40 protein-coding genes are annotated in these 20,764 nt (G+C 58.3%); 14 read left to right on the forward strand and 26 right to left on the reverse strand.

What is annotated here, in order from left to right; translation table 11 throughout:
• Complete coding sequence (locus C8N34_RS14035) at window positions 1-180, forward strand: Pam3-gp28 family putative phage holin (protein WP_108129341.1); 180 nt, start codon at window positions 1-3, stop codon at window positions 178-180.
• A gap of 34 nt (window positions 181-214) precedes the next feature.
• Window positions 215-583 carry a hypothetical protein gene (locus C8N34_RS14040; protein WP_108129342.1) on the forward strand — a complete coding sequence of 123 codons (369 nt, stop codon included), beginning with the start codon at window positions 215-217 and terminating at the stop codon, window positions 581-583.
• Here C8N34_RS14040 and C8N34_RS14045 read toward each other — a convergent pair.
• From C8N34_RS14045 to C8N34_RS25930, 24 genes are all read right to left on the reverse strand, one after another.
• Window positions 580-858: a hypothetical protein gene (locus C8N34_RS14045; protein ID WP_108129343.1), complete on the reverse strand. Its 279-nt coding sequence runs from the start codon at window positions 856-858 to the stop codon at window positions 580-582. The genes C8N34_RS14040 and C8N34_RS14045 overlap by 4 nt on opposite strands.
• Window positions 855-1,334 carry a hypothetical protein gene (locus C8N34_RS14050; RefSeq protein ID WP_199750683.1) on the reverse strand — a complete coding sequence of 160 codons (480 nt, stop codon included), beginning with the start codon at window positions 1,332-1,334 and terminating at the stop codon, window positions 855-857. The genes C8N34_RS14045 and C8N34_RS14050 overlap by 4 nt, the downstream gene beginning before the upstream one ends.
• A 170-nt stretch (window positions 1,335-1,504) precedes the next feature.
• Window positions 1,505-1,798, reverse strand: a complete 294-nt coding sequence (locus C8N34_RS14055; RefSeq protein ID WP_108129344.1) for a hypothetical protein — start codon at window positions 1,796-1,798, stop codon at window positions 1,505-1,507.
• An 88-nt stretch (window positions 1,799-1,886) separates the two neighbouring features.
• A complete protein-coding gene (locus C8N34_RS14060) occupies window positions 1,887-2,186 on the reverse strand; it encodes a hypothetical protein (protein ID WP_108129345.1) in 300 nt (99 codons plus the stop codon).
• Complete coding sequence (locus C8N34_RS14065; protein WP_108129412.1) at window positions 2,183-3,064, reverse strand: FAD-dependent thymidylate synthase; 882 nt, start codon at window positions 3,062-3,064, stop codon at window positions 2,183-2,185. Before C8N34_RS14065 ends, C8N34_RS14060 begins: the two co-directional genes overlap by 4 nt.
• A 421-nt stretch (window positions 3,065-3,485) precedes the next feature.
• Entirely contained in the window at window positions 3,486-3,932 is a 447-nt protein-coding gene (locus C8N34_RS14070; RefSeq protein ID WP_108129346.1) for a hypothetical protein, read from the reverse strand.
• Window positions 3,929-4,201, reverse strand: a complete 273-nt coding sequence (locus C8N34_RS14075; protein ID WP_108129347.1) for a hypothetical protein — start codon at window positions 4,199-4,201, stop codon at window positions 3,929-3,931. The genes C8N34_RS14070 and C8N34_RS14075 overlap by 4 nt, the downstream gene beginning before the upstream one ends.
• Window positions 4,198-4,428: a hypothetical protein gene (locus tag C8N34_RS14080; protein WP_108129348.1), complete on the reverse strand. Its 231-nt coding sequence runs from the start codon at window positions 4,426-4,428 to the stop codon at window positions 4,198-4,200. The genes C8N34_RS14075 and C8N34_RS14080 overlap by 4 nt, the downstream gene beginning before the upstream one ends.
• Window positions 4,425-4,679 (reverse strand): hypothetical protein, encoded by a 255-nt coding sequence (locus tag C8N34_RS14085; protein ID WP_108129349.1) that lies wholly within the window; start codon window positions 4,677-4,679, stop codon window positions 4,425-4,427. The genes C8N34_RS14080 and C8N34_RS14085 overlap by 4 nt, the downstream gene beginning before the upstream one ends.
• A 7-nt stretch (window positions 4,680-4,686) precedes the next feature.
• Complete coding sequence (locus tag C8N34_RS14090) at window positions 4,687-4,998, reverse strand: hypothetical protein (RefSeq protein WP_145693615.1); 312 nt, start codon at window positions 4,996-4,998, stop codon at window positions 4,687-4,689.
• The gene (locus C8N34_RS14095) at window positions 4,995-5,579 is read right to left on the reverse strand and encodes a 3'-5' exonuclease (RefSeq protein WP_145693614.1); all 585 of its coding nucleotides are present in this window, start codon (window positions 5,577-5,579) and stop codon (window positions 4,995-4,997) included. The genes C8N34_RS14090 and C8N34_RS14095 overlap by 4 nt, the downstream gene beginning before the upstream one ends.
• Entirely contained in the window at window positions 5,576-5,857 is a 282-nt protein-coding gene (locus C8N34_RS14100; protein ID WP_108129352.1) for a DUF2312 domain-containing protein, read from the reverse strand. Before C8N34_RS14100 ends, C8N34_RS14095 begins: the two co-directional genes overlap by 4 nt.
• Before the next feature lie 59 nt (window positions 5,858-5,916).
• Complete coding sequence (locus tag C8N34_RS27150; protein ID WP_277878236.1) at window positions 5,917-6,048, reverse strand: hypothetical protein; 132 nt, start codon at window positions 6,046-6,048, stop codon at window positions 5,917-5,919.
• 22 nt (window positions 6,049-6,070) lie between these two features.
• Entirely contained in the window at window positions 6,071-6,619 is a 549-nt protein-coding gene (locus tag C8N34_RS14105; protein ID WP_199750682.1) for a dATP/dGTP diphosphohydrolase domain-containing protein, read from the reverse strand.
• Between the two features lie 28 nt (window positions 6,620-6,647).
• On the reverse strand, window positions 6,648-6,830 hold the full coding sequence (locus C8N34_RS25920; protein ID WP_145693613.1) for a hypothetical protein: 183 nt from the start codon (window positions 6,828-6,830) through the stop codon (window positions 6,648-6,650).
• Window positions 6,831-6,904: 74 nt separating this feature from the next.
• Window positions 6,905-7,537, reverse strand: a complete 633-nt coding sequence (locus C8N34_RS25925) for a hypothetical protein (RefSeq protein ID WP_145693612.1) — start codon at window positions 7,535-7,537, stop codon at window positions 6,905-6,907.
• Window positions 7,521-7,682, reverse strand: coding sequence for a hypothetical protein (locus tag C8N34_RS26385; RefSeq protein WP_158640699.1), 162 nt, complete (start codon window positions 7,680-7,682; stop codon window positions 7,521-7,523). Before C8N34_RS26385 ends, C8N34_RS25925 begins: the two co-directional genes overlap by 17 nt.
• The gene (locus C8N34_RS14115) at window positions 7,682-8,389 is read right to left on the reverse strand and encodes a hypothetical protein (protein ID WP_108129354.1); all 708 of its coding nucleotides are present in this window, start codon (window positions 8,387-8,389) and stop codon (window positions 7,682-7,684) included. Before C8N34_RS14115 ends, C8N34_RS26385 begins: the two co-directional genes overlap by 1 nt.
• 15 nt (window positions 8,390-8,404) lie before the next feature.
• Window positions 8,405-8,620: a hypothetical protein gene (locus tag C8N34_RS14120; protein WP_108129355.1), complete on the reverse strand. Its 216-nt coding sequence runs from the start codon at window positions 8,618-8,620 to the stop codon at window positions 8,405-8,407.
• A gap of 63 nt (window positions 8,621-8,683) precedes the next feature.
• Window positions 8,684-8,893, reverse strand: a complete 210-nt coding sequence (locus C8N34_RS14125) for a hypothetical protein (RefSeq protein WP_108129356.1) — start codon at window positions 8,891-8,893, stop codon at window positions 8,684-8,686.
• Between the two features lie 108 nt (window positions 8,894-9,001).
• Window positions 9,002-9,217, reverse strand: a complete 216-nt coding sequence (locus C8N34_RS14130) for a hypothetical protein (protein WP_108129357.1) — start codon at window positions 9,215-9,217, stop codon at window positions 9,002-9,004.
• 28 nt (window positions 9,218-9,245) lie between these two features.
• On the reverse strand, window positions 9,246-9,650 hold the full coding sequence (locus C8N34_RS14135; RefSeq protein WP_108129358.1) for a nucleoside triphosphate pyrophosphohydrolase family protein: 405 nt from the start codon (window positions 9,648-9,650) through the stop codon (window positions 9,246-9,248).
• A 48-nt stretch (window positions 9,651-9,698) separates the two neighbouring features.
• Window positions 9,699-9,902 carry a hypothetical protein gene (locus tag C8N34_RS14140; protein ID WP_108129359.1) on the reverse strand — a complete coding sequence of 68 codons (204 nt, stop codon included), beginning with the start codon at window positions 9,900-9,902 and terminating at the stop codon, window positions 9,699-9,701.
• Window positions 9,899-10,093, reverse strand: a complete 195-nt coding sequence (locus C8N34_RS25930; protein WP_145693610.1) for a hypothetical protein — start codon at window positions 10,091-10,093, stop codon at window positions 9,899-9,901. The genes C8N34_RS14140 and C8N34_RS25930 overlap by 4 nt, the downstream gene beginning before the upstream one ends.
• 329 nt (window positions 10,094-10,422) lie before the next feature.
• On the opposite strand from C8N34_RS25930, the gene C8N34_RS14145 reads away from it, so the two are divergent.
• The 11 genes from C8N34_RS14145 to C8N34_RS14175 all read left to right on the forward strand — a co-directional run bounded on the left by C8N34_RS14145 (window position 10,423) and on the right by C8N34_RS14175 (window position 15,926).
• Window positions 10,423-10,836, forward strand: coding sequence for a hypothetical protein (locus tag C8N34_RS14145; protein WP_108129360.1), 414 nt, complete (start codon window positions 10,423-10,425; stop codon window positions 10,834-10,836).
• A 50-nt stretch (window positions 10,837-10,886) separates the two neighbouring features.
• Window positions 10,887-11,216 carry a hypothetical protein gene (locus tag C8N34_RS14150; protein WP_145693609.1) on the forward strand — a complete coding sequence of 110 codons (330 nt, stop codon included), beginning with the start codon at window positions 10,887-10,889 and terminating at the stop codon, window positions 11,214-11,216.
• 36 nt (window positions 11,217-11,252) lie between these two features.
• Window positions 11,253-11,387: a hypothetical protein gene (locus tag C8N34_RS27155; protein ID WP_277878235.1), complete on the forward strand. Its 135-nt coding sequence runs from the start codon at window positions 11,253-11,255 to the stop codon at window positions 11,385-11,387.
• Window positions 11,384-11,563: a hypothetical protein gene (locus C8N34_RS14155; RefSeq protein ID WP_108129362.1), complete on the forward strand. Its 180-nt coding sequence runs from the start codon at window positions 11,384-11,386 to the stop codon at window positions 11,561-11,563. The genes C8N34_RS27155 and C8N34_RS14155 overlap by 4 nt, the downstream gene beginning before the upstream one ends.
• 12 nt (window positions 11,564-11,575) lie before the next feature.
• Window positions 11,576-11,776: a hypothetical protein gene (locus C8N34_RS14160; RefSeq protein WP_108129363.1), complete on the forward strand. Its 201-nt coding sequence runs from the start codon at window positions 11,576-11,578 to the stop codon at window positions 11,774-11,776.
• Window positions 11,773-12,963 (forward strand): helicase HerA-like domain-containing protein, encoded by a 1,191-nt coding sequence (locus C8N34_RS14165; RefSeq protein ID WP_108129364.1) that lies wholly within the window; start codon window positions 11,773-11,775, stop codon window positions 12,961-12,963. Before C8N34_RS14160 ends, C8N34_RS14165 begins: the two co-directional genes overlap by 4 nt.
• Before the next feature lie 1,242 nt (window positions 12,964-14,205).
• A complete protein-coding gene (locus C8N34_RS25935) occupies window positions 14,206-14,499 on the forward strand; it encodes a hypothetical protein (RefSeq protein ID WP_145693838.1) in 294 nt (97 codons plus the stop codon).
• Window positions 14,500-14,510: 11 nt separating this feature from the next.
• Window positions 14,511-14,729, forward strand: coding sequence for a hypothetical protein (locus C8N34_RS25940; protein ID WP_145693840.1), 219 nt, complete (start codon window positions 14,511-14,513; stop codon window positions 14,727-14,729).
• A gap of 12 nt (window positions 14,730-14,741) precedes the next feature.
• On the forward strand, window positions 14,742-15,152 hold the full coding sequence (locus C8N34_RS25945) for a hypothetical protein (RefSeq protein WP_145693842.1): 411 nt from the start codon (window positions 14,742-14,744) through the stop codon (window positions 15,150-15,152).
• A gap of 12 nt (window positions 15,153-15,164) precedes the next feature.
• Window positions 15,165-15,356, forward strand: coding sequence for a hypothetical protein (locus tag C8N34_RS14170; RefSeq protein WP_108129365.1), 192 nt, complete (start codon window positions 15,165-15,167; stop codon window positions 15,354-15,356).
• Between the two features lie 324 nt (window positions 15,357-15,680).
• Entirely contained in the window at window positions 15,681-15,926 is a 246-nt protein-coding gene (locus C8N34_RS14175) for a hypothetical protein (RefSeq protein ID WP_145693844.1), read from the forward strand.
• 1,333 nt (window positions 15,927-17,259) lie between these two features.
• Here C8N34_RS14175 and C8N34_RS14180 read toward each other — a convergent pair.
• Both C8N34_RS14180 and C8N34_RS14185 read right to left on the reverse strand, forming a co-directional pair.
• Window positions 17,260-19,758, reverse strand: coding sequence for a VapE domain-containing protein (locus C8N34_RS14180; protein WP_108129367.1), 2,499 nt, complete (start codon window positions 19,756-19,758; stop codon window positions 17,260-17,262).
• Window positions 19,759-19,769: 11 nt separating this feature from the next.
• Entirely contained in the window at window positions 19,770-20,057 is a 288-nt protein-coding gene (locus C8N34_RS14185; RefSeq protein WP_108129368.1) for a hypothetical protein, read from the reverse strand.
• 159 nt (window positions 20,058-20,216) lie between these two features.
• Between C8N34_RS14185 and C8N34_RS14190 the strand changes: the two genes are divergently transcribed.
• A complete protein-coding gene (locus tag C8N34_RS14190) occupies window positions 20,217-20,747 on the forward strand; it encodes a hypothetical protein (protein ID WP_108129369.1) in 531 nt (176 codons plus the stop codon).
• Window positions 20,748-20,764 lie beyond the last annotated feature (17 nt).

Here is a 20,764-nt window from a genome sequence, read left to right on the forward strand (position 1 = left end):
ATGCAAACCGAAATCGCACGTCTTGTTCGCCACGGCTGGCCCATGCTCGTCGGCTATGCCGTTGGTGCCGGCCTCATCCCGTCCGATCTGCAGCAGCCGATCATCGAGGTCGGGCTTGCCGTGGTCAGCCTCGCCGTCTCCCTCTGGGTCAGCCGCCAGCGCGACGTTGCGCGGTCCTGAGTCCGAAGGCGTCTGATCTATGCAGGGGACAGTAATGCCGCTCAACGAAAACGACAGGGCCGAGCTGGCGGTTCTGAACGTCATCGCGGAGTCGATGAAGACGATGAGCGGCCTCTTGCAGGCCCAGACCGAAGAACTCAAGGGCCTCGCCAGCAAGGTTGACGACGTGCAGGCCCGCGTCATTCGTCTCGAAGAGGCGAAGCATGGTCGAGATATCGAGCGCCTGATGCGGCAGGACGAAGATTTCCGTGCCAGGATACAGGCGCTCGAACTCGCAAACGCAACGCTTCACGGGCAAATCGGCGGTGTGAGCGGATCAGCGAACTGGGTCTATCGCCTTGGGCCTTGGGCTTTTGCCGTTGCCATGGCGGTGTTCCTCTTCTTCGAGAAACGTGGGGGTTAGGCTGCAGGATAACGCAGCCCGACTGCCTTCATGGCAATCGCCGTCAGGAAACCGATCTCCACAGCCCCGGTTTTAGCGGGCATCGCTTTGACGATGTGGGCGAAGACCGTAGGGTTGCCGGTTTCCTCCATGAACTTCACCAGATCGGCGGCATAGGCGTTCCCGGTCGCGCAATCCTTCTGGTAGTCGCCGGTTACTTCCGGCGCCCAGATGTGGAGTTCTTTTCCGTTCGTCTTCACGAAAGGCAGATCAGATATTTTTCGCATCTTTTTCATCCAAGCAATTGAGAAAGTTCGGGTATGTCGAAAGACAACCTTGACATTTCTCTGGCGGAAGGGCGTCGAATTGGTTCGAATCGTGTTTCGGTTTCACCTTTTCGCCAAACCATCCAGCTCACATCCATCAGAGGACTGGTTCCGCGTTCCAATTCAAGAAAAGCCGGACGCCATGTGAGAGGTAAAACCCAAGATGGAGGGTGCCTCTCGAAAAGATGTATTCTGGATTTCGCGTGCCAGTACTGGCTCTTTAAAAGCATTGCCACATTATCGGTGAAACTCAGCGCCTTTTCTATGAAGGCTGCTGCCACGTCGAAGGGCGGATTTGTGATGATCCAGTCTGGTGAGTAGGTGGTGGCCACCCTTGGAACGCATTTCAGAAAATTCACACCACCTCGACCGAAGCCACTATCTTCGCGCAGATCAGAAGCCAGAACATTGCTCTCTCCGACGTACTCCATAAGCACGCGGCTCATGGCTCCGTCTCCGCAGGCAGGCTCCCATACCTTCGTGCCGTAGGCTAAATTCAGCCATCGCAGCAGGGCAACAGTCACGTCAGGTGGGGTAGGGTAAAAATCTGCTGCTTTTCTTTTGTGAATCTTCTGAGATCGCACAACAGCAGATGCGTAAGTGTGGTCGTCGGGATTCACTCCAGCACCCCGAGCAATTTCGTCTTGTTGTCGCCTTCGAGCAGCTTGGCACCAGCAACCGTGCCGTCACAAAGGCGGCCGAGGGCATCCCGCCTCAGCTCGCCGTCATAGCTGATCTCGTCGAGGCGACACTTGGAGACCGTGGTCGAACCATCGTGATACAGCCGAACGAAGCCGCCCCCGTCCTTGGCGTAAAAGTAGCCATTCCGAACGTAGAGCGGGCACTGACGATAGACCCCGTTCTTCACGATGACGGCGACTTCGCCTTCGACTTCCTTGAACATGCCCATGCTGATCTCCGCGTGAATCGGACTAGACGACTTTACCGGATGAAAGATTGATAATCAATCTTTGCGTGATTTTGTATCCGACAAAACGTCACTGCTTCAGTCGGACAGGCCCCTCACTGCCGAGCGCTTCGGCGGCGATGCGCCCGATGCGTTTCACGGTTCCGTTCGGCGCCCGGCCAGAAGAAGCGATGCCAGAAATCTCGACGAGAGCCTGCCTGAGGCTGCGAGACTTCATCACCGCAGTCTCTGCTATATGGATACGCGACTTCATCAGCGCCCGAGCATCGCGGCTGGCAGTCAGCGCATCCTGTGCGCTGTTGAGGTTATAGCGCAGAATTTCCAATTCGCCGCGGGTCAGCCAATTGGCCAGTTTGTAACGGAGGTTCATTTCGTCACCATCATATCGGGATTGGATTCAAGGAGGACGCGGTGCTGCGCCCATCCGACGAAGTTCGCAGAACGGATGTTTCTGTCTTTGATCGCCATGCCCTGATGCTCGAACGGGCTCATGTGGCGGGCTTCCAGCAGCCGCTTCGCCAGCGCCAGATCCTTCTCGATGTCGGGGTCTGTGCCATCGTGGTTCAGATAGCTTACGCGAGCGCAGCGGGCGGCGCTGATCATTGCCCACTTCGCCCAGACCTCTTTGCCGGGCATATTGCCGACATCTGCAAAGGACTCTTTCAGCGTGACGTAAGGCAGGTGGTTGGGCACACGGTGCGGGTTCGACTTAGCAATCGCATCCCGTATCGCCTCGGCCAGTGCCCGCATCGTGGGATCGGCGTCGGGATGGCAGCGCAGCGCGAAGAAGTTGTCCCACTCGGTCGCGGTGACGACGACGCTGATGTGGGCGAATGGTTCGAGCAGCCGGTTGACGATCTGCTTGTGGTAGCCTGCCTTGGCAAAAGCGCTGGCGACCTCTACGGCACGGTTGCGAGCGCTGCACCATGCCAGTTCCCGTGTAAGTGTCTGGTCAAAAGGTTCTCCGAAGCTGTTGACTTCGGGAACATCCACCAGTTCGCGGCATTCCTCGCCAGCCTGCATCCCCGGCTTGTTGCTGCCCCACGCCACGGGCATCGCGGGATCGTCAATCACGTCCTGGATCATGCGTTCGATCGGGATAGCGCGGCTGCTGCTGGCGTTCCGGCTGAACACCCGATGCGTCATAAACTCGGAATGGATAAAGCGGGGATACCGCAGTTGCAGGGTGATCAGATCAGGGACGCCCTCGGCGCGGCTGTGAGCGATAACTTTGGCGGTGATGGTCATTTTGGGTTCCATTCAAAGAAGGACGGATGTCTGGGTACGATTTACATGTATATCAGGGTGACGTTCAGTATCAGCAGAACGAACAGGAAAACGACAAACCCGATTGCGATTGAGGTGATGAACCCTGCCCAGGTGCCGTTTTTGGGTACAGTGTCAGGGGGAGTAGGCATGACTGGTTATCTCTGCCCCCAGTCGTTCAAAGTGGGCGAGAAAACCGCAGGCCAGAGATGCGGGTTTTGTTCCAGCGTTTCTGCTGCGCATTCGCACTTTGATCGGCAGTGCTTGACCGAGAACATTTTACCGTCCACGGTCCCGGTGCTTATGAAGTAGCCCTCACCCCGGCTGATACGACCGCCGCAGAGCCAGCAGGTATGATCCTTCGCCGCGCGCCGCCATTGATGGCCGAATATTTGAAGGTTCATTACGCCAGACCTCCGACAAAGACAAAGCGTGACCCAAAGCCCATTTCTTCGACGCTGCGGGCAAACTTGACCTTGCTCGTGTTGACCTTGACCGTAGCGTAAGTCCCAGCGGTCCCCCGATATTCTGCCGGGCAGTATACGATGCAAACCGCCATGTCAGATTCGCGGAAGTGGACGCCAACGATGTCATAGAGCCCACCACTCCTGACGTGCTGAATGGTTTTGCCACACCACTGTTCGCTCGCTTCCTTTAGAATGGCGGCGAGTTCGTCGTAGCTTTTGCGTTCTTTGCTCACTTCTTTCACCCCTTGAGTTTTGTATTTGCCGGAAACGAGTTCGAAAATGGCATGCCCGACGATAACCGAGATCACGACGGCAATAAGGATTACCGTGGGCCACGGATTGTGAACCATTTCGGAGATCGGCTCAGCTAAGAAGAACCTCATCCGAGCAATCCTCCCAGATCCCCGGCATCAGCATCAGGTGGAGATGGTTCCGGTTCCTTGATCGACACATTGAAGTTGCGCAGCGCGTCGCGGATTGCTTCTTCAGTGGTGTCCCCGCGGCCCTTGAAAGCGTGAAACGCACCGTGGTCGAGATGCACCTGACACATGCGCTTTTCGCCACCGAGGTTCACCATCACCGACCGGCCGATCAGCACCGTGGCGATCTTGCCTTCGTCAATCAGGCGTTCGAGTTCGGAAAGAAGAGTCATCCCAGCAGACCTCCAAGGTCATCGTCACGGGGCTCATCCTGAATGCCGAAGAAAGAACGGAGCCCCGCCTCGATCGTCGGAAATTGCTGGTCGTAAGGCTTCTGCCAGGCCATCTCGCTGATGCGGAAGTTCATCACCCAGCCGCCGCGCTGCCCGGGGCGAATGGATACGACCTGAGTTCCCCGCTTCAGCATTTCGGCTTCGACGCGCAGCAGGAAGTCGTTCATCCGAGCATCCTCAGAAGATCGGCTTCAGAGTAGGCTTTCCGCTTCGGGAAGTCTTTCGCCTTTTCGCAAGCGGAGGCGAACGCGGCTTGAAGGGTAGGGCAGGGATCTCCGGTCACAACCCACGCACCGCTTCGCACGGTCACCTGCCAGCCGGTGCCCAGATACTCCGGGCCGCAGATCGTGACGTGGCAGAACTGCTGTTCAGCTACGGCATCTGCGAACTGGCTGAGGGTTTCGATGGTGGCGGCCATCTTTCCCTCACAGTTCGTCGGGTTCGTCGAGATCGTCCGGTTCACCCACAGCGTCAAGGCTGTCGAGATCTTCGGGTTCTTCTGCCATGAGCGCCGGCTGAACAGCTTCGCTCATGGTTTCGAGGATCAGCCGGTTACCGGCGTCGATCATCAGGCCGGTCTCGGTCGTCTTGCCGGTCGGAAACATCACGTCGAGCGTTTCGAGAAGGGACTTCTTCTGAACGGTGACAAGGCCGCGCGCCGGGCCGCCATAGTTCATATAGACTTTCGGATTCCCGTCCATGCTACGGATGTGGGCTTTCAATTCTCCGAGTTTCACAGCTCGATATCCTCTTCGAGATCATCGGGAACCACCGGAGGTTTGGCGATCCCGAGTTTCGTGAAGGCGGCGTGCAGGCAAGCCACCTGATGAATGCAGTCGTCCAGCGCATTGTGATGAGAACCATCGCGCACGACAGATTTCGGTTCGAAGGACGCGACCGCATATGCCGTGCGGGTGTCGCGCTTCTCCCAGAATTTCCACGGCACCTGGCCGTTGGTTGCCCGGTACATCGCTTCGAGAATGGGGTAGTCGAAATCCATGCCCTGCGACCACCAGTGCGACGGAGCGCCACCTTCGTGCGCCCATTTGGCGAAGCTGACAGCCACGTCCTTCGGATCGTCGGTCCCTCCGAAGGCTTCCTTGCGCACTTCTTCCGCCTGCCGCTGCCACCATGCGTAGGTGGTCGGATCGCATTTCAGGCCCAGAAGGACCGATTGCTTGAAGTTGATTTTGCGGTAGAAGCGCGACTTGATCTCGCCGGTCTCCGGGTCGAAGCGAACGGCACCGAGCGTCAGGACGATGCACCCCGGCTTTGTTCCGAGCGTTTCGAGGTCGAGCATGATGCTTGATGCGGTCACAGCGTATCACTCCTGCTGCCGATGGCCTGTTCGTAGAGTTCGAGGATCGCTTCTTCTTCTGCGAGCTGATCCTTGTCCTTCTTCCGGCGCTTGATTGCCGTTTTCAGAACCTTGGTGTCGTAGCCGCGCCCCTTGGCTTCGGCCATGACCTCCTTCATCTGCTCCTGGATGTCCTTCTTCTCGGATTCCAGTTGCTCGTAGCGCTCGACAAACTGACGGAGTTCGTCCGCTGTGATCGCGTAGGGATCGCTCCCCGAGTTGTGGCCGATATTGCCCATTCTGACCTCTTTGGTTGAATGAAACTTTAAACGTGACTTTGAGTCACGTCAAGTTTGATTCACAGGTTCAGGAGACGCCACCCCTTTTGCAGGCAGATTTTCTCCACTTCGTTCACCGGGAGTCCGGTTTTCTCTGCTACCTGCTCGACGGTCATGTTCCAGTCAGCAGGAGCGGCGGCGCGGTAAACCATGAACGGTTTCACATGGATGGAATTATTGATTATGGTTTACCGAAATCGACGTTCCTTCGATGCCCGAGACATCGGTACTCCAGTCCGAAGCGTTGATTATCGCCTGAATCTGACCGAACAATGCCGTCGTCGCCGCCACCTGAGTGAACGGTGGCTTGACCACATCGTCCGGGTACTTCTCAAAGAGCGCATCCACGGCCTTTTGCAGATCGGAGCGCACCTTATCGAGATTTCCCCGAGGCGGGCGATCGTCTACCAGCATGTCCTGGATCATCGCATCGCGCAGCACGATCAGGGAGCAGATGGCTTTGGTGATGTGGGACAGGCCGCTGTCGGCATCGGTGTCTTCACCCTCCCACCACTGACCGATGTGTCCCATCGCGGCATCGACATAGACAGAAGCGCGGACGCCGGCTGCACGATAGTTGTGCCGGCCATACTTCATCGCACCTTCCATCATGCCTATGCCGACTTCCCAGAGCACGGTCATGGGAACAGAAACGATGTGCCGCCATTTGCGCACCCCGATCTGATCCTTCGGGTTTTCAGGATTGGTTGGTTTTGCAGTCATTGAGATTTCTTTCGCTGGATACAGACAGTCAGCCCTTCGGTGGTGGTGGCGTGGTCGGTGCTGACGCTATCGGTCGAAGCGCCCCGCCGTCGTAGTGCCTTGCGCCACGATCTGCCTCCACCGCCTGCCGGATCAGCGCCTGCACCTCGGGCAGCGCGGCGATGGCGTCACGGTCGCGGCGGACGTATTCGACGAGGCCGTAGGTATCCAAATCTTCATCGTCAGCATGGATACTCGTGAGCGCCGTTGTGAGTGTGGGCCATGCCCAAATCCGATCCGGCCCTGTCATGCGTCACCCCCGATAGCGCGGAGGGCTACGTTGAGAGAGACCAGCGCGTTGCAAAACTTCCACGATCCCGGCCTATCAGATGCCTCATAAACTTCCGCAGCTTTCTCGATCAGCGCGGCGATTTCCGGCACCCGCGCCGCGTCCTGTGCTGTCAACGCCACCGGCTCCACCGCAGGCGCAGGCGTCAGGTCAAGCGCGGCGAGGATACGCGAGATGAAGTCCTGCAATCTGTCGATACCAGTGGAAAAATCTTCGTGCAGCGGAAGATCATCCAGCCAAGATTTCCACTCATCGGCCTCTTGGCCGCATGTCCTCATGAAACCACAATGCTCTGGATCGGAGCAATGGACCATGCCAACAGACCGACACGGATTGCACCACCACGCAGTCCGCACCTGTGCCGCTGTCACCAAATCCGGTTGATGACAGTCAGGGGCCGCGCGGCTGGCGGCAAGGGCGGCGCGGGCAAGTGAAAGCCATCTGGCGCGCTCATCGTCGCTTGCCTCAGCGAACATATCGGCAGTCCTATTGCGCCTGACATTCGGCGCGGCGCGGTCAGCATCAGCTTTCCACATGGCAAATGCTACACGATCTTCCAGCGCCGTGATGCGGTCATTCATTGTGGTCATGTGGTTTTCTTTCCATCTTCACATCCATTGCGTCGAGGATTTGTTTTGCCCACAAGCCGACGTCGGCTGTTGAAAATTTCCAGCCAGTCTTGATCAGCATGCGCTCTGCGATTTTCAGGGCTACGGCCTTGTGTTCGTTGCCCATCACTTCCCCTCCGGCTCGATCATGGCGAGGATGGCGTCGTAGAAATCACCGAAGTAATCCCATCCACCCAATCCGGGGCCTCCGCCATTTTCATACAGCTTGGCCACCTCCCTGCGCACCTTGTTCCGCTCGGCCCGCAGTCTGGCATTCATCGCGGCGGTGGCGGCGGCTGTGGGCATGGCGCGGATGAGACCTGCTGCTTGGTTTAAAGCCCATCCCTCCGACCCGTCTATCAACGTGTCATTCTCTATAGTATCAGCGTAGTCGTCGCACTTTTCCGCCGCCGCCTCATACGCCGCAGTCACCAGCGCATCCTGACCTGCGCGCAGGGCGGTGAGTTCGGCGGTCAGGCGCGCAATGTCATGCCGCATCGCCACGTTCTCGACCAACGCCTTGCGCTCTGCGTCATAGGTGGAAAGCAGCGCTTGCTCGCGAGCCTCTGCCGCATCACGCGCGACCTGAAGCTGCTGCACATTCGGCAGCAAGGAATCGAGAACGGCAAATATCGCCCGCAACTCCCCGAGCGGAACCAGCACCGTGATCTGGTCATCCATGATCTGCCGCATTTCCACCCGGTTGCGGAGATTGGCGACCCGGTCGCCTTCATCCGGCAACGGTGGATATTGGCGCGCGAGTTCCTCCGCAGTGCCCTGGACGGACACATAAGGGCTCAGGTGAATGGTTTGCATGCGGGATTTGTCAGACATGGCTGTCCTCGCGGGCTACTTGGGCTGGTCGAGTTCGGTTTGCAGAAGGATCACGCGAGCACTGTTGCTGACCACCGCGCAGCCAGATCCGCGCTCGTGCAGGACGCGGGAAACCTTGCCGACTGCTTCAGCGGAAGCCTGATTGCGGATCTGCTCTGCGGTGCATCCGTCGGCCCAAGGGCCGAGGTCTTTCACCTCGACCGTGATTGTGACTGTTGCCTTCGTTTTCATGGTTGCCTCGCTGGTTATCTGGCCCTCTGGATTCCGCCCGGCGCGCGGACGGTCACCGGAATGTCAGGCAGCTCGACCCTTCGCCTTCTCACGAGCAGCAGCGCGGCGAATTTGACGGGTTTCGCGCAGGATCACGGCAGGCTTCCGCGCGGCACGAACCTGCATCCGATGCTGGCGGCCGAAGCCTGCCGGTGTCGGGATGCGAGCAATTTCGGCTTCACCGATGCTTTCGACCAGTGGCTTGATGAAGTAGGCGAGCAAAGAATCGAACACGGAATCTCTCCTTGGTTGGCTTTGTATTTTTGCGTGATTCTGAAAAGAGACCCCGGCCCCTTTTCCGATGCGCGGATCGGTACTTCTTGCCGCCTCCTACTTGGATTCCTACGAAAGGTGCACCTGACCTCCCCAGTCGATCAGACCAAGTGCCAATCTGACCTCACGGCGCGCGTGCGCCTTTCCGATGCGGTAAGCTCGGTTTATGGCGGCGGCGATCTCGTCCGCCTCCATCTTGCTGTTCGCCTTGATCCACTGCCCGCCCGATTCGATGACAAAACTGCCAATCTCAGGTTGGTGGACGCTTGCGATTTCGTTGGACATTTCCTTGCCCCTTTTTTCGATGCGCAGATCAGTATTTCTTGCCGCCCTCGGCTACCCGGTTCTGCAACTTGTGATCGGCGCGCTGCCGATTGTAGCGGTTCTTCTCGATCAGGGCGCCGGCAACATCGAGATTGAGAGCGGCGGCGGTGTCGAGGATACGCAGGATGCAGTCGGCAAACTCGACTTCGCGGCCATCGCGCCAATGCAGCTTGTCGTCCTTCGATCCCTTGCGGTCAGCTTCCAGAGCCTCGCTGAGTTCCGAATGCATCAAGGCGACAACTTCTCCGAAATTGCGCTCCACCTTCTCCCCGGTGGCAGGATCCGTGTACCATCCGGCATTCTTCGCCGTCTCGTGAGCGAGTTGCTGAAGCGCCTCGATGCCATTGTGAGCTTCGTTTTCGAGATGCGACATTTTCGGCGGGAAACGTGTCATGCTGTGATGTCCTTTGTTGATGAAGGTGAAGTGCAGTTCAGCGACCGATCACGTCTGCACCTCTGTCTCTTTCGGGACAAGGAACTCGCGCAGACTGTCGAGATCGAACATGTGCATTTCCTGCGGCACCTCGATCACGTTGCGAATGGTCTGCCGGGTGCCGGACTCGCTCTTCGCAGTCGGCCGGTCAGGCGAGGTGCGAGGCTGCCAGCGCCCGTAGATGTCTTTCTTTTCGTAATAGAACATGCTCATTCCTCGTTCCAAACGTCCTTGGCGACGGAAAGCGGAACTTCCGCTGTGGTGATCGAACGCAGACAGCTCCTGCACTGCTTGCGCCGCACGACGCACATGACGCCGTGAATGCTGCGCGGTCTCGATTCCAGCGTGGAAAATTTCTCGTGACCACATGCGCAAACTGCGGTGTGATTGTGGGCCTCGTTCATCTTTTTCCCCGAGGTATCGTTTTCTCTGAGATGCAATTCTCAGGTGATTCTGCGCGCAAAGTCAAGTTTAATGTGATTTTCTCCGGGGGCTGATTTTCTCCGGGGTCCAGTCGGATGTGCTCGGCCTGATCGCATCGGATAAATCTGAATCCAGAAGGATTGAGATGGTGCCAGGGGCGAGAGGGGCTGCAGGTAGGTTGCGATGAGGCCCCAGGGCGTTATCGGGGAGGCGACGGGGCAGGAAGATTGTCACCGATTGACACAACTTCAAAATCACGTTCAAATTGAGTTACAAGCCGAATCGAGGCGTTTACACAAAGGGGTTGACCATGATTGACGATCAACTGAAGCGGGCTTTCCGGTGGCATATGCAGGAAGCGCGCGACCGGGAACAGAAGATCCAGCGGGGGCAGATTGCGGAATTTCCCGCCAAAGTGCAGCGTGACCGCGACGCCCTGATGCGCGGCAAAGCCGCCCGCGCATTGAATGATGCCCGCAACGATGTTGCCCAAGGTGTGAACCGCTATCCGGTCCCCCATGTGCCTTTCGGCGCCCGTGGCGGATACCGCGAAGATGCCGACGGGCTGCGCTATGTGCCTTTCGGCGCCCGTGGCGGATGGCGCGAAGAGGCCGACGGGCTGCGCTATGTTGGTCGTGTGAGTCCTGAGTTTCGCCGCGGTCCCTTCGGAGGGCGGGAATCCGAGGGCTGGCTGAATATTCCACTGGGTCCGACTGGACTCTGAGCTTCGATGCGGTGGAGGTTTGGACCAAGGCGGGCCGGGCCGAGTGTTCGGTGGATATTTCGCCCCGCTTCGCGCACCTGTATTTCCGGTTTGCCGATCCTGACCGGGCGAAACCGTTCGATGCGCTCAATTTTCGCCTCAATCCTTGTTCCGGCAAATGGAACAACTTCGCCACCGCCGACGGTTGGCTGAAGGGCGGTAAACTGCACCCGGCAACTGCGCTTTCGGTCTTCATTGCCGAATGCCGCCGCGATTTCCGCAAGGTCGCAGAACCGAACCCGGATCCGGTCGAGGTTGCGGCCTATCGGGAAGCCGAGGCCGCCCGCGCCGCGCAGTGGGCGCAATATGTGGCCGAGATGCAAGCCGCGCCGCCCGTCTGAATTTCGACCCCCGCCCCTTTTCCCATGGAGTCCAAAATGCACCCCGAAGACCTGACCCCGAAACAACGCCGCACCGCCGCGCGCCACTGGCAACGCCTGCAGGTGACGTTGCCGGGCATGGGCACCGGGCGCATTTCGACCCGAAACCCGATCAAGGAGTCGCTGCAATGATGAACCCCTGCGAAGCTGCCCACATTGTCACGATGCTGGATGAACCCGAACTGCTGTTGAACCCCGGCGAAGTGGCGCCGACCTATTCGCCCGAAGTCGAAGCCGAGGCGCGCAGGATCTGCGCCGAGGAATACAACAACTGGTTTTCCGAAACCTACGGCCAGTTGCCGAACTGAAAGGGTGCCGTCATGTGCGAGCTGCAATTCTGGAAGACCGAAGCCGAAGTTCTGGACTACATCCGCAGCGAATTTCTCGCTACGCTGAATGACGATCTGGAGCGCATGGAAGGGGCCGAGCGGCAACACTATGAGGATGAGGACCGCGAAGAGATGCGCGCCCGGATTGCCGATCTGGAATCCATCATGCCGCGGCTGACGGTGACGCCGTGAACGGAATCCAACTGGCCCAGGGCGTCACTCTGCCGCTTTCCCATGCCTGCAAACATGCCCTTATCACTGGCGCAACGGGGACCGGCAAAAGCACAACCGCGGGCGCCATGGTGGAAGGGCTGTCAGCCGCAGGCGTTCCGGTGCTGGTATTCGACGCGAAAGGCGACCTTGAGTCGCTGGGGGCGCGCGTCTGGTGCCCATTCGGCCAGCGCGGCGCGCATCGTGCAATCAATCTCGGGGCAGCTGGTGCCGATCTGGTGGCCCGCGCCCTGGACCTGAGCCCGGCGCAATCCGGTGCCGTGGAAATTGTCGCGGCCTATGCCGAAGATAAAGGCTATGCTTTGGCCTGTCTCGACGATCTGCAAGCCGGGTTGCGAATCTGCACCGAACAGCGCGCCGCCGTATCCGCTCAATATGGCCTGTTTTCCCCTGCCAGCGCTGCCGCGGTTTCGCGTGCCATTCTGCCCCTGCGCCGCGCTATCGGTGACGCTTTCGGGTTGCCCGGTCTCGACCCTTTCGAAGCGGCTTCGGCGGGCGGGGTGACTGTTTACAGTTGCGGGCGTCTGGCACAGTATCCGGGCGCCTATGCTGCCGCCGTGACCGCCTGCCTTTTGACGCTTTATCGTGATGCGGCCGAGCTGGGGCAGGTTGACCGCCCCGCGTTGGCGGTTCTGGTGGATGAAGCGCATTTGATATTTGACGGCGCGACTCCGGCGCTGGTGCGAAAGCTGGAACAGGTCGCTCGCCTGGTGCGGTCCCGTGGCGTGATGCTGATTTTCGCCACGCAATCGCCCGCCGATCTGCCGCCCGTCATTTCTGCCCAGTTGATCACGCGAATCCAGCACGGACTCCGCGCCACCACGCCGGGCCAAGTCGCAGCGGTGCGGGCGGCAGCTATGGGGCTGCCGAGTGCAGGCGGCCGTGATCTGAGCGGCGAGATTCTGGCACTCGGGGTAGGGGAGGCGCTTTGCAGCGTGCCAGATATGCGAGGGCGACCGGGTGCCGCGGTGCGGGCGAAGATGCGCCGGGGCCGGATCGAACTTCGCCCGATCGAGGTGGCGCGGCCCGCCACTGTGCCGGTGGTCAAAGCGTTTCGGCCGGATCCGCCAGGCCCGTTGCCGGTGAAAGAGGATCGGGGATTGTGGCGCTTGCTCAATCCGATTGCGCGGCTTTTCGTGCGAATTTGAATTTCTCCGACCTGTGACTCTTTTTCTCTGGCCTGCCCCGGGTGACCGCGGCGGGCTTTTCGTTTTCTCTGGCCTGAATTTCTCTGGCCCAGGTGCAGCCGATCACCGGATCGGGCAGCCGATCACCAGGTCGGGCAGCCGATCACCAGGTCGGGCAGCCGATCACCAGGTCGGGCAGCCGGTCACCAGATCGGGAAGCCGATCACCAGATCGGGAAGCCGATCACCAGATCGGGAAGCCGATCACCAGATCGGGCAGCCGATCACCAGGTCGGGCAGCCGATCACCAGGTCGGGCAGCCGATCACCAGATCGGGCAGCCGATCACCAGATCGGGCAGCCGATCACCAGGTCGGGCAGCCGATCACCAGATCGGGAAGCCGATCACCAGATCGGGCAGCCGATCACCAGGTCGGGCAGCCGATCACCAGATCGGGAAGCCGATCACCAGATCGGGCAGCCGATCACCAGGTCGGGCAGCCGATCACCAGATCGGGAAGCCGATCACCAGATCGGGAAGCCGATCACCAGATCGGGAAGCCGATCACCAGATCGGGCAGCCGATCACCAGATCGGGCAGCCGATCACCAGATCGGGAAGCCGATCACCAGATCGGGCAGCCGATCACCAGGTCGGGCAGCCGATCACCAGATCGGGAAGCCGATCACCAGATCGGGAAGCCGATCACCAGATCGGGAAGCCGATCACCAGATCGGGCAGCCGATCACCAGATCGGGAAGCCGATCACCAGATCGGGAAGCCGATCACCAGATCGGGAAGCCGATCACCAGATCGGGAAGCCGATCACCAGATCGGGAAGCCGATCACCAGATCGGGAAGCCGATCACCAGATCGGGAAGCCGATCACCAGATCGGGAAGCCGATCACCAGATCGGGAAGCCGGTCACCAGATCGGAAAGCCGGTCACCGGAGCGGGCAGCCGATCACCGGATCGGGCAGCCGGTCACCGGATCGGGCAGCCGGTCACCGGAGCGGGCAGCCGGTCACCGGAGCGGGCAGCCGGTCACGCAAAGTCACGTTTAACTTGACATTCAACCCGAATCGCCGCTTTCTTGTTGTCAGACAGAGACACAAGCCGGGATGACCGGCGGAAAGGCTGACAATGGGAATCGCTCAATACCTGCTGACCTGTGCCGCGCGTTGTGAAGCGCGGGGGATGATCTGCAAAGCTGCCGAATATAGGTCGCTTGCAGCAAAATTCGAGATGATGGAGGGTTGAAGTAATGAAAGAAATTATCAACATGCCCGGATATATGGGCAAGCCGTGGCAAGTCACCGGATACGCTAAATCCGGGCTGATTGTTCACAAGATGGGTGAAACATGGGTTGTTTCCCATATCGTGACCGGATGCCGCATCGGACCCGGAACAAGACTCAAGCGCGATGCAATCGCTAAACGCGATAGCCTTCTCGGGCTGATAGACGACTGGACGGCGGAAAGCGTTGAGGCACTCGGAAAACAATATCCTGAGGGAACCCGCGCTTTTACCGATGCTGTCCGCTCAATCGCGTACTGAGGGACAGAACAATGGCTAAAGATGAATTGACCATTTGGCGCCTGACTTGGAGTCACGCCACCGGAGTTTATTGGCTTGGCATGCGGATCTGTCAGGCCAGCGACGCGGAATCTTGGTTGGATATTTTCCGCAAAAACGAAAGCGGCGTTACTTTTGAAGCAAGCCGAAAGAAACCCGCTTTACCTGACAATGCGCGCCAAATGGCGCGCCATGTCGCAATGTTTCGCTGATAGGGGGATGGGATGAAAACTAGCGTCACAAATAAATTCACGACTGGCCATTATGGCTTGCGCGATACTTTCGACATACCAGAGGGGACTCCGGTCATCTTCGGCGCGCCGGATTGTGAGGGGAAGCCTTTCCCCCATTGGACTCTTTCGGTTGAAACGGCCGCACAGCTTTCCGGGAATCTGCATGACTCCGCGCATCGCTTTGTCGTCGTGCATCCCGATCACGTCACGCCGGCTGACGGTGACGGATACGCTGCACAATTGGCTTATAGCCGGTCACAGCTGCCAACGCTGGCCGAAGTCAGATCCAAGGCGCGACGCGAAAAGAGGGAAATTGTCGAACGCGTGCTAATGGCAAATGACTCCGTTGCATGCATCAAAGCCGGGCCGCGCGGTGGCCTGAAAATTCTTGGCCGGTTCTGAGGAGTCCATACCATGAAACCCGACAACTGGGGCGAAGGCTACCAAGCCGGACTCACTGGCCTGACCTATGACGACAACCCGCACAAGGCGGAACCGGCCGGAATGGCATGGGCTTTCGGATGCGGCGAAGGCATGAAGGAACGGAACCGGCTGGCGTTTGCCGCTATCATGTCAGCGCTGCAGGAACAGGCGAAGCCGGAATGACCGCCGTCAGCTACACGGCCGCCCATATCGGCCGCGACGGCGCGACGCTGAGCAGCTCAGGAAGCCGGTTCACATGCAGCGCGGCGTTGCGCAGCTGGATCCGTAACCAGTGCCAGATTGCGGGTTTTCCTGCAAATGCCAGGCGCCAAGTCTGCACGCTGACCCTGTGGCGCAACATTCGGGCAGGGCACGCGGAGTCTTTCACAATCCGAAACTACCAGCCCGGTCGCGTTAGCGCGATCCACTTCACCGGAGTCCGTCACTCTTGACGTGCAGGCGGAACACCTAGAGCCTTTACCAGGGCTAGAGACCTAAGGGGGAAAAATGTCTTCACTCAAAAAATTCAACGTAACTCTCGACGGCGTTACGCTTGGTCAGGTTAATGCCATGTATTCGCATCCCGCCTGGCCTGACTACGCCGCGGCGGTTCACATGATCCCTGCGCGCAAGAGGCAAATGTATAGCCGCCGCATTCCGACGTATGACGGCCGCCTGAGTCTGACAATCCAGATGACCAACAGCCGCGGCAAAATTTCCGGGCAGGTGAAATTTGTGCCTGTTGAAGAGTAAAGCGGCCGCCCACAATGAAGGGGCGGCCTATCCCCGCGTGGGCGGGGAACGCATATCTCCCTCACAAGAGGAACCCCGATAGTGAGGGTCATCCCCGCGTGAGCGGGGAACATCAACAGGATACATAATGGCGACATATCGTCAACAGAAATACAAATAACATCACCAGCATAGGGCGCCGCAAGGCGCCTTTATCTTTTGACCTGTGACCGGCCGCCCTGTGATCTGGGGCGGCCGTTTGCATTTGTGGTGCTGCTCTGCTGCCCTGCGAGGTGCTGCCCTGCTGCCCTGCGTGGTGCTGCCCTGCTGCCCTGCTGCCCTGCGTGGTGCTGCCCTGCTGCCCTGCGTGGTGCTGCCCTGCTGCCCTGCGTGGTGCTGCCCTGCTGCCCTGCGTGGTGCTGCCCTGCGAGGTGCTGCTCTGCTGCCCTGCGAGGTGCTGCTCTGCTGCCCTGTGATCGGATGCAAGCAGGGGGATTGTGCGCGTTGCGTGCATCCTGGCGCCGATTGATCTGGATTCACCTGTAACACATTGATCTGAATGCGCTTTCCGTGCATCTGGCTTTGGGTCCTTCCGGTGGCGGGTGACGGGATGCGGGCAGCCCCGACCCCGATTCATGCACCTGTTCAATTTTTCCCTAGTAAAACATCAAGTAAAACAATGCCTTACACCTAAACTAAACCGTATAGTTTACTTGCAATGTTATAATATAACAAACTGAACCGTTTAGTTTAGTTTCCGGTCACCCGATGCGTTGCAGTCCGAGGTCGGGGTAGGGCTGCGAAAGCATGTGTTTTCAGGAGATAAGTCGCACACGACAGAATTTTCGGAATCAGGGGAGAAGATGCATTTAAATCGACCACGGTTGGGCTTTATGCCGAAATCACGAGGGTAAACAGAGTAGTCAGAGTGTAGACAGGTAGAGTAGTCATGTTAAGTCTTTGTTTTTACAGTTGAAGTCTCATATTCTACTCTGTCTAGTCTATTGTCTAAGGAAGCAACGTAATAAGGGCAAAGTGTTTTATATCAACCGGGCATATAATGCCGACCAGTGGTCGGGATAAAAACACCCCTGTACGTATACTATATAAGAAGGGGGTGTAGGCATGTAGTAAGAGTAGCCAATCGTTTTTTTTGTATAAAATTCAATAACTTAACCTGACTACTCTAGTGGCTACACCCGTGGCTACTCCCAGCAGACTAGTCGGCCTGATTGGAAACGCAGGCAACGGTGGATTGATTTATGTGAATGATCGACTTGAAACGAAAAAACCCGACGCGATGCGCCGGGTGTAATTCAGATCAATGATGCGTTTAGATCAATCTTAGATATTATCACAGATCTAAGATTTCGGTCACATTCAAAGAATACCCGTCTCTGACGTACAGCCTTTGTCTGCCGTACTTCTTCGTTCTGATCTGATATTTAGAGACACGCTGCCACCCCGGAACCCGGTTTATCGCAGTGCCGATCTTGACCGCAGAAGCCTGATCCAGTTCTCCGATCTTCCGACCCATCATCCCGATCCAGATATCCGCGACGCAGGTGACGTTCCGCAGGCTTTGCGGTGCGCTCGGGTCAAGATCATCAGAACCTTCTGCCGGCCCCGTGGGCTCGTTCAGCCACGCCTCGATCTGCCCGGAAAGGGTATCGGCCACCGTCTCGACACGCCGGCTTTCCTGAAGCTCTTTTGCCTCACGCTTCGCGTCGTCGTGCTGGAGGTAAAGGGGCAGGTTCCGCTTTTTGCACGTCCTGCGCATCTCGACATAAATTTGATAGGCTTCCGCCCAAACCTGGTCGATCACGCTTTCGAGCTTATCCGTGTCGATATCCACGTCATCAGGCAGCTGGCACTTGATCGGCCAGAAGCGACGGCCCCCGGTATGGTCCCGCAGATATTCGTCATCATTGGTGCTGCCGAGGAAGACGCATTGACGCTGGAAGATCTGCGCTCGGCGGGCATAGGCCATTCGCACCTTGTCGAACGTGGCCGAGATGAAGCCCTTGAGCACGTTGGTATCCGCCCGGCTGAAGCCCTGCAGTTCCGGTATCTCGATGATCCATGCACCCTGAATCTGCTCGACCATCTGCTGCCGGTTATGGAAGTCTCCGCTCAGCTCTGCGAACCACATCGAGCGGCCGAGAATGCTGATGAAGGTAGACTTCCTCTTGCCCTGCAATCCTTCCAGGATCGGCACGAAATCGAACTTGTGCCCGGGTTCCATGACGCGGGCGACTGCGCCAACAAGGATCAGCCTCGCGGCCTCCCGATGGTAGGGTGTGTCGTCGCATCCGAGGAAGTCGACAAACAGCTGATCTGCGCGCGACTGACCGTCCCATTCGAGAGACTGAAGATACGCGCGTACCGGGTGGAAGCGCATGTTGTTCGCCACGATATCCACCGCGGCTTTCATATCGCGATCGGTGACCTTGAACCCGTAACCGCCCTGACCCTTGGGCGCCTCGACGACAAGCCGAAGACCCTGATCGTGGGAATCAGTCCAGAGGTGCCCATTCACGGGGTCAGATACGCGCCAAATCTCCGAATCGAGGTTCAGGACCGGCTTCGCGCTGTCCCGTTTCTTTGACACCCTCTTGGGCTCGTTGATCAGCACCGCCTCGCTCGTGAACTCATTCAGGGCGAGGATGCCGTGGCATCGAACATCGTTCTGCAGCACGAGTTTGATGTTGTGGAGGGTCGATGTGGGTTGCCCGTCGTCATTTCTGGTCAGATAGCTGGTCCAGTTTTCGTCGATCTCGGGGGCTTTGGGTGCGATATCGGGCGGCGCTGCTGCGCCGAGCAACGACATCAGCTCGTCGTCATAGGCAGAATCAGCTACGACTGCCGGCAAGTTGCGCTGCAACCGGGCTTCGTTCGCCGCCTGAATCACAGTGCGAAAGGTGACCGGCCGAAGGTCTCCCTTGAAGGATTTCCAGACCGATTTCTGGGTCTTCGGGTCATATTTTGCCGACTGCTTTGACCATTCGCACCAGAGATCGAAGCCTTTTTGGCCACCCTGATACTGATGGTGCAGTGCTGAGCCGAGCGTGACCCAGGTATCCCGGTCCTCTACCCAGTTTTCCGGCAGATCTTGTACTGCCTTTTCGACTTCTTCGTCTGAAATGTCGACTGGCGCGGTGCGCAGTTCGCGGATGAGGTCGTCTTCGTCATCATCGAATGGATTTTCGTCAGAAACGACCTTTGCGCCCCATTTTTCGACCGTTTCCGACGAAATTGCGTCAAAAATACCCATTTCGAGGCTGAAAAAGTCAAAAGGACGCTCCCAAACGTAGGCGAGGCCGGTATCCGGGTGGATGCTCGGGGGGATGACCGCATAGGAACCAGTGCCGAGCAGGTCGATTTCCCAGTGGTTTTTCTTCACATCCCGGTTCTTCGACGGGTCAAAAACCATCGAATATCCGTCTGATTTTGCCAGTTTTCGCTTGGAAAACGGCTTGTCGGTGACGAACCAGATGTGGCGAGAATGTCCGCCCGATCCGCTGATCACCGAGGGGAAGGTTTCCCACTGCGGAAACAGATCGGACAGGGCTTTGCGAGCCTCGTCGGCCAGATCAGCGTTGCGAATGTCCAGGTCGATGATGTGGATGAAACCGAAAGGCGTGGCCGAGGGCTGTCCGAGACGGATACCGACGTTTGATTCAGGCAGATAGGACCGTCGAAGCGCATCCAGATCAGGTCTCGGTTGCGATGACCACTCAGCCTGCCTGGGGTTTTTCCGCCTCGGCTGCAGCCACATGAGACAAGCCCCGTTCCCGATCAAACCGGAACAGGCAGACAGGACGCTCTCAAGCGTCAGGGACGTATCCGTCATTACCGTGCCCCTTACTTCAGGAGAAACGGTGTAAGATCAACGTCTTTCAGGGGCTTGCGCTTCGTGCCCGTGGGTTTTGCTTCTGAAAGTTCCAGCAGCTTCTTCGCGTTCGACGGCGAAACACGCTCATTGCGGAACATCTGATAGAGGGTCTGCGTTCTGCGACCCATCGCCTCAGCGAGCAGCGTCACTGAGAGGCGCCCGTACTCGTGAAACTCGGGCAGCCGCTCCGAAATCAGGGCGAACAGCGCAGTTTCCCGGTAATCGAGACCTTTAGGCTTACGCCCGGCCTTGCTCATGGGTGTGGTCCTTCTTGCTTGCACCGGCACACTAGCATCCCGCTGATGGCAAAATCAACCGTTTCGTGATTTTGTGCAATTTATACTTGAGGCGAGGCGGGCAATGTGTTTATGATTGGTTCATTCAAGACGACCATCAACCACCGCCAGGGGAACACTATGCCTGCATTGGAAGACCTTACCGCTGCGCTGACTGCGAACACCGCGGAGATCCAGCGCCTCACCGCCATCACCGAAAAGCTGCTCGCAGTCCGCACCGACGCGATCGAGACCGTGAAATCGGCTGCGGCTCCGGTCGACAAGCCCGCGACCTCGAAGAAGACCGAAAAGCCGGCTGAAACCGCTGCCGCCTCGGCCGAAGAGAAACCGCAGCCCGCTTCTGCGCCGCCGAAAATCACCATCGACGAGCTGAACGCGATCATTTCGGGCGAGAAGAAAGCCAGCGATGACGACATGCGCGCCATGGGCGCCTTCTATGTCACCTTCGGCGGCACCGACACCGATCCCGTTCCGCAGGACGAGGCCAAGCGCCGCATGGCGACCGTCCGCACCGAGATCCTCGCTCACCCGAAGATCAAGGCCGAGACCATGGCGACGGTGCCCGAGAACATGCGCAAGGCCGCTGCGAAGAAGATCGGTGACCTGATCGCGGCGATCTCGGCACCCGCAGCCGATCCCGACGAACTCTGATCCAGGAATCAAGGAAA

The organism is Gemmobacter caeni (genome assembly GCF_003054195.1).
Classification (GTDB): domain Bacteria; phylum Pseudomonadota; class Alphaproteobacteria; order Rhodobacterales; family Rhodobacteraceae; genus Gemmobacter; species Gemmobacter caeni.

Bases quoted from the DNA above. Each gene is read 5' to 3' on its own strand.
- C8N34_RS14130 (WP_108129357.1), bottom strand. From the start codon at position 9,217: ATGTCCAACGAAATCGCAAGCGTCCACCAACCTGAGATTGGCAGTTTT.
- C8N34_RS27155 (WP_277878235.1), top strand. From the start codon at position 11,253: ATGCACCCCGAAGACCTGACCCCGAAACAACGCCGCACCGCCGCGCGC.
- C8N34_RS25930 (WP_145693610.1), bottom strand. From the start codon at position 10,093: ATGAACGAGGCCCACAATCACACCGCAGTTTGCGCATGTGGTCACGAG.
- C8N34_RS14060 (WP_108129345.1), bottom strand. From the start codon at position 2,186: ATGAACCTCCGTTACAAACTGGCCAATTGGCTGACCCGCGGCGAATTG.
- C8N34_RS14070 (WP_108129346.1), bottom strand. From the start codon at position 3,932: ATGAGGTTCTTCTTAGCTGAGCCGATCTCCGAAATGGTTCACAATCCG.
- C8N34_RS14055 (WP_108129344.1), bottom strand. From the start codon at position 1,798: ATGGGCATGTTCAAGGAAGTCGAAGGCGAAGTCGCCGTCATCGTGAAG.
- C8N34_RS14160 (WP_108129363.1), top strand. From the start codon at position 11,576: ATGTGCGAGCTGCAATTCTGGAAGACCGAAGCCGAAGTTCTGGACTAC.
- C8N34_RS26385 (WP_158640699.1), bottom strand. From the start codon at position 7,682: ATGGGCAACGAACACAAGGCCGTAGCCCTGAAAATCGCAGAGCGCATG.
- C8N34_RS27150 (WP_277878236.1), bottom strand. From the start codon at position 6,048: ATGGTTTACCGCGCCGCCGCTCCTGCTGACTGGAACATGACCGTCGAG.
- C8N34_RS14075 (WP_108129347.1), bottom strand. From the start codon at position 4,201: ATGACTCTTCTTTCCGAACTCGAACGCCTGATTGACGAAGGCAAGATC.
- C8N34_RS14185 (WP_108129368.1), bottom strand. From the start codon at position 20,057: ATGAGCAAGGCCGGGCGTAAGCCTAAAGGTCTCGATTACCGGGAAACT.
- C8N34_RS14175 (WP_145693844.1), top strand. From the start codon at position 15,681: ATGTCTTCACTCAAAAAATTCAACGTAACTCTCGACGGCGTTACGCTT.
- C8N34_RS14035 (WP_108129341.1), top strand. From the start codon at position 1: ATGCAAACCGAAATCGCACGTCTTGTTCGCCACGGCTGGCCCATGCTC.
- C8N34_RS25935 (WP_145693838.1), top strand. From the start codon at position 14,206: ATGAAAGAAATTATCAACATGCCCGGATATATGGGCAAGCCGTGGCAA.
- C8N34_RS14040 (WP_108129342.1), top strand. From the start codon at position 215: ATGCCGCTCAACGAAAACGACAGGGCCGAGCTGGCGGTTCTGAACGTC.
- C8N34_RS14120 (WP_108129355.1), bottom strand. From the start codon at position 8,620: ATGAAAACGAAGGCAACAGTCACAATCACGGTCGAGGTGAAAGACCTC.
- C8N34_RS14080 (WP_108129348.1), bottom strand. From the start codon at position 4,428: ATGAACGACTTCCTGCTGCGCGTCGAAGCCGAAATGCTGAAGCGGGGA.
- C8N34_RS14100 (WP_108129352.1), bottom strand. From the start codon at position 5,857: ATGGGCAATATCGGCCACAACTCGGGGAGCGATCCCTACGCGATCACA.
- C8N34_RS14140 (WP_108129359.1), bottom strand. From the start codon at position 9,902: ATGAGCATGTTCTATTACGAAAAGAAAGACATCTACGGGCGCTGGCAG.
- C8N34_RS25940 (WP_145693840.1), top strand. From the start codon at position 14,511: ATGGCTAAAGATGAATTGACCATTTGGCGCCTGACTTGGAGTCACGCC.
- C8N34_RS14135 (WP_108129358.1), bottom strand. From the start codon at position 9,650: ATGACACGTTTCCCGCCGAAAATGTCGCATCTCGAAAACGAAGCTCAC.
- C8N34_RS14085 (WP_108129349.1), bottom strand. From the start codon at position 4,679: ATGGCCGCCACCATCGAAACCCTCAGCCAGTTCGCAGATGCCGTAGCT.
- C8N34_RS14180 (WP_108129367.1), bottom strand. From the start codon at position 19,758: ATGACGGATACGTCCCTGACGCTTGAGAGCGTCCTGTCTGCCTGTTCC.
- C8N34_RS14155 (WP_108129362.1), top strand. From the start codon at position 11,384: ATGATGAACCCCTGCGAAGCTGCCCACATTGTCACGATGCTGGATGAA.
- C8N34_RS14050 (WP_199750683.1), bottom strand. From the start codon at position 1,334: ATGAGCCGCGTGCTTATGGAGTACGTCGGAGAGAGCAATGTTCTGGCT.
- C8N34_RS14170 (WP_108129365.1), top strand. From the start codon at position 15,165: ATGAAACCCGACAACTGGGGCGAAGGCTACCAAGCCGGACTCACTGGC.
- C8N34_RS14145 (WP_108129360.1), top strand. From the start codon at position 10,423: ATGATTGACGATCAACTGAAGCGGGCTTTCCGGTGGCATATGCAGGAA.
- C8N34_RS14065 (WP_108129412.1), bottom strand. From the start codon at position 3,064: ATGACCATCACCGCCAAAGTTATCGCTCACAGCCGCGCCGAGGGCGTC.
- C8N34_RS25945 (WP_145693842.1), top strand. From the start codon at position 14,742: ATGAAAACTAGCGTCACAAATAAATTCACGACTGGCCATTATGGCTTG.
- C8N34_RS14105 (WP_199750682.1), bottom strand. From the start codon at position 6,619: ATGACTGCAAAACCAACCAATCCTGAAAACCCGAAGGATCAGATCGGG.
- C8N34_RS25925 (WP_145693612.1), bottom strand. From the start codon at position 7,537: ATGACCACAATGAATGACCGCATCACGGCGCTGGAAGATCGTGTAGCA.
- C8N34_RS14115 (WP_108129354.1), bottom strand. From the start codon at position 8,389: ATGTCTGACAAATCCCGCATGCAAACCATTCACCTGAGCCCTTATGTG.
- C8N34_RS14045 (WP_108129343.1), bottom strand. From the start codon at position 858: ATGAAAAAGATGCGAAAAATATCTGATCTGCCTTTCGTGAAGACGAAC.
- C8N34_RS14190 (WP_108129369.1), top strand. From the start codon at position 20,217: ATGCCTGCATTGGAAGACCTTACCGCTGCGCTGACTGCGAACACCGCG.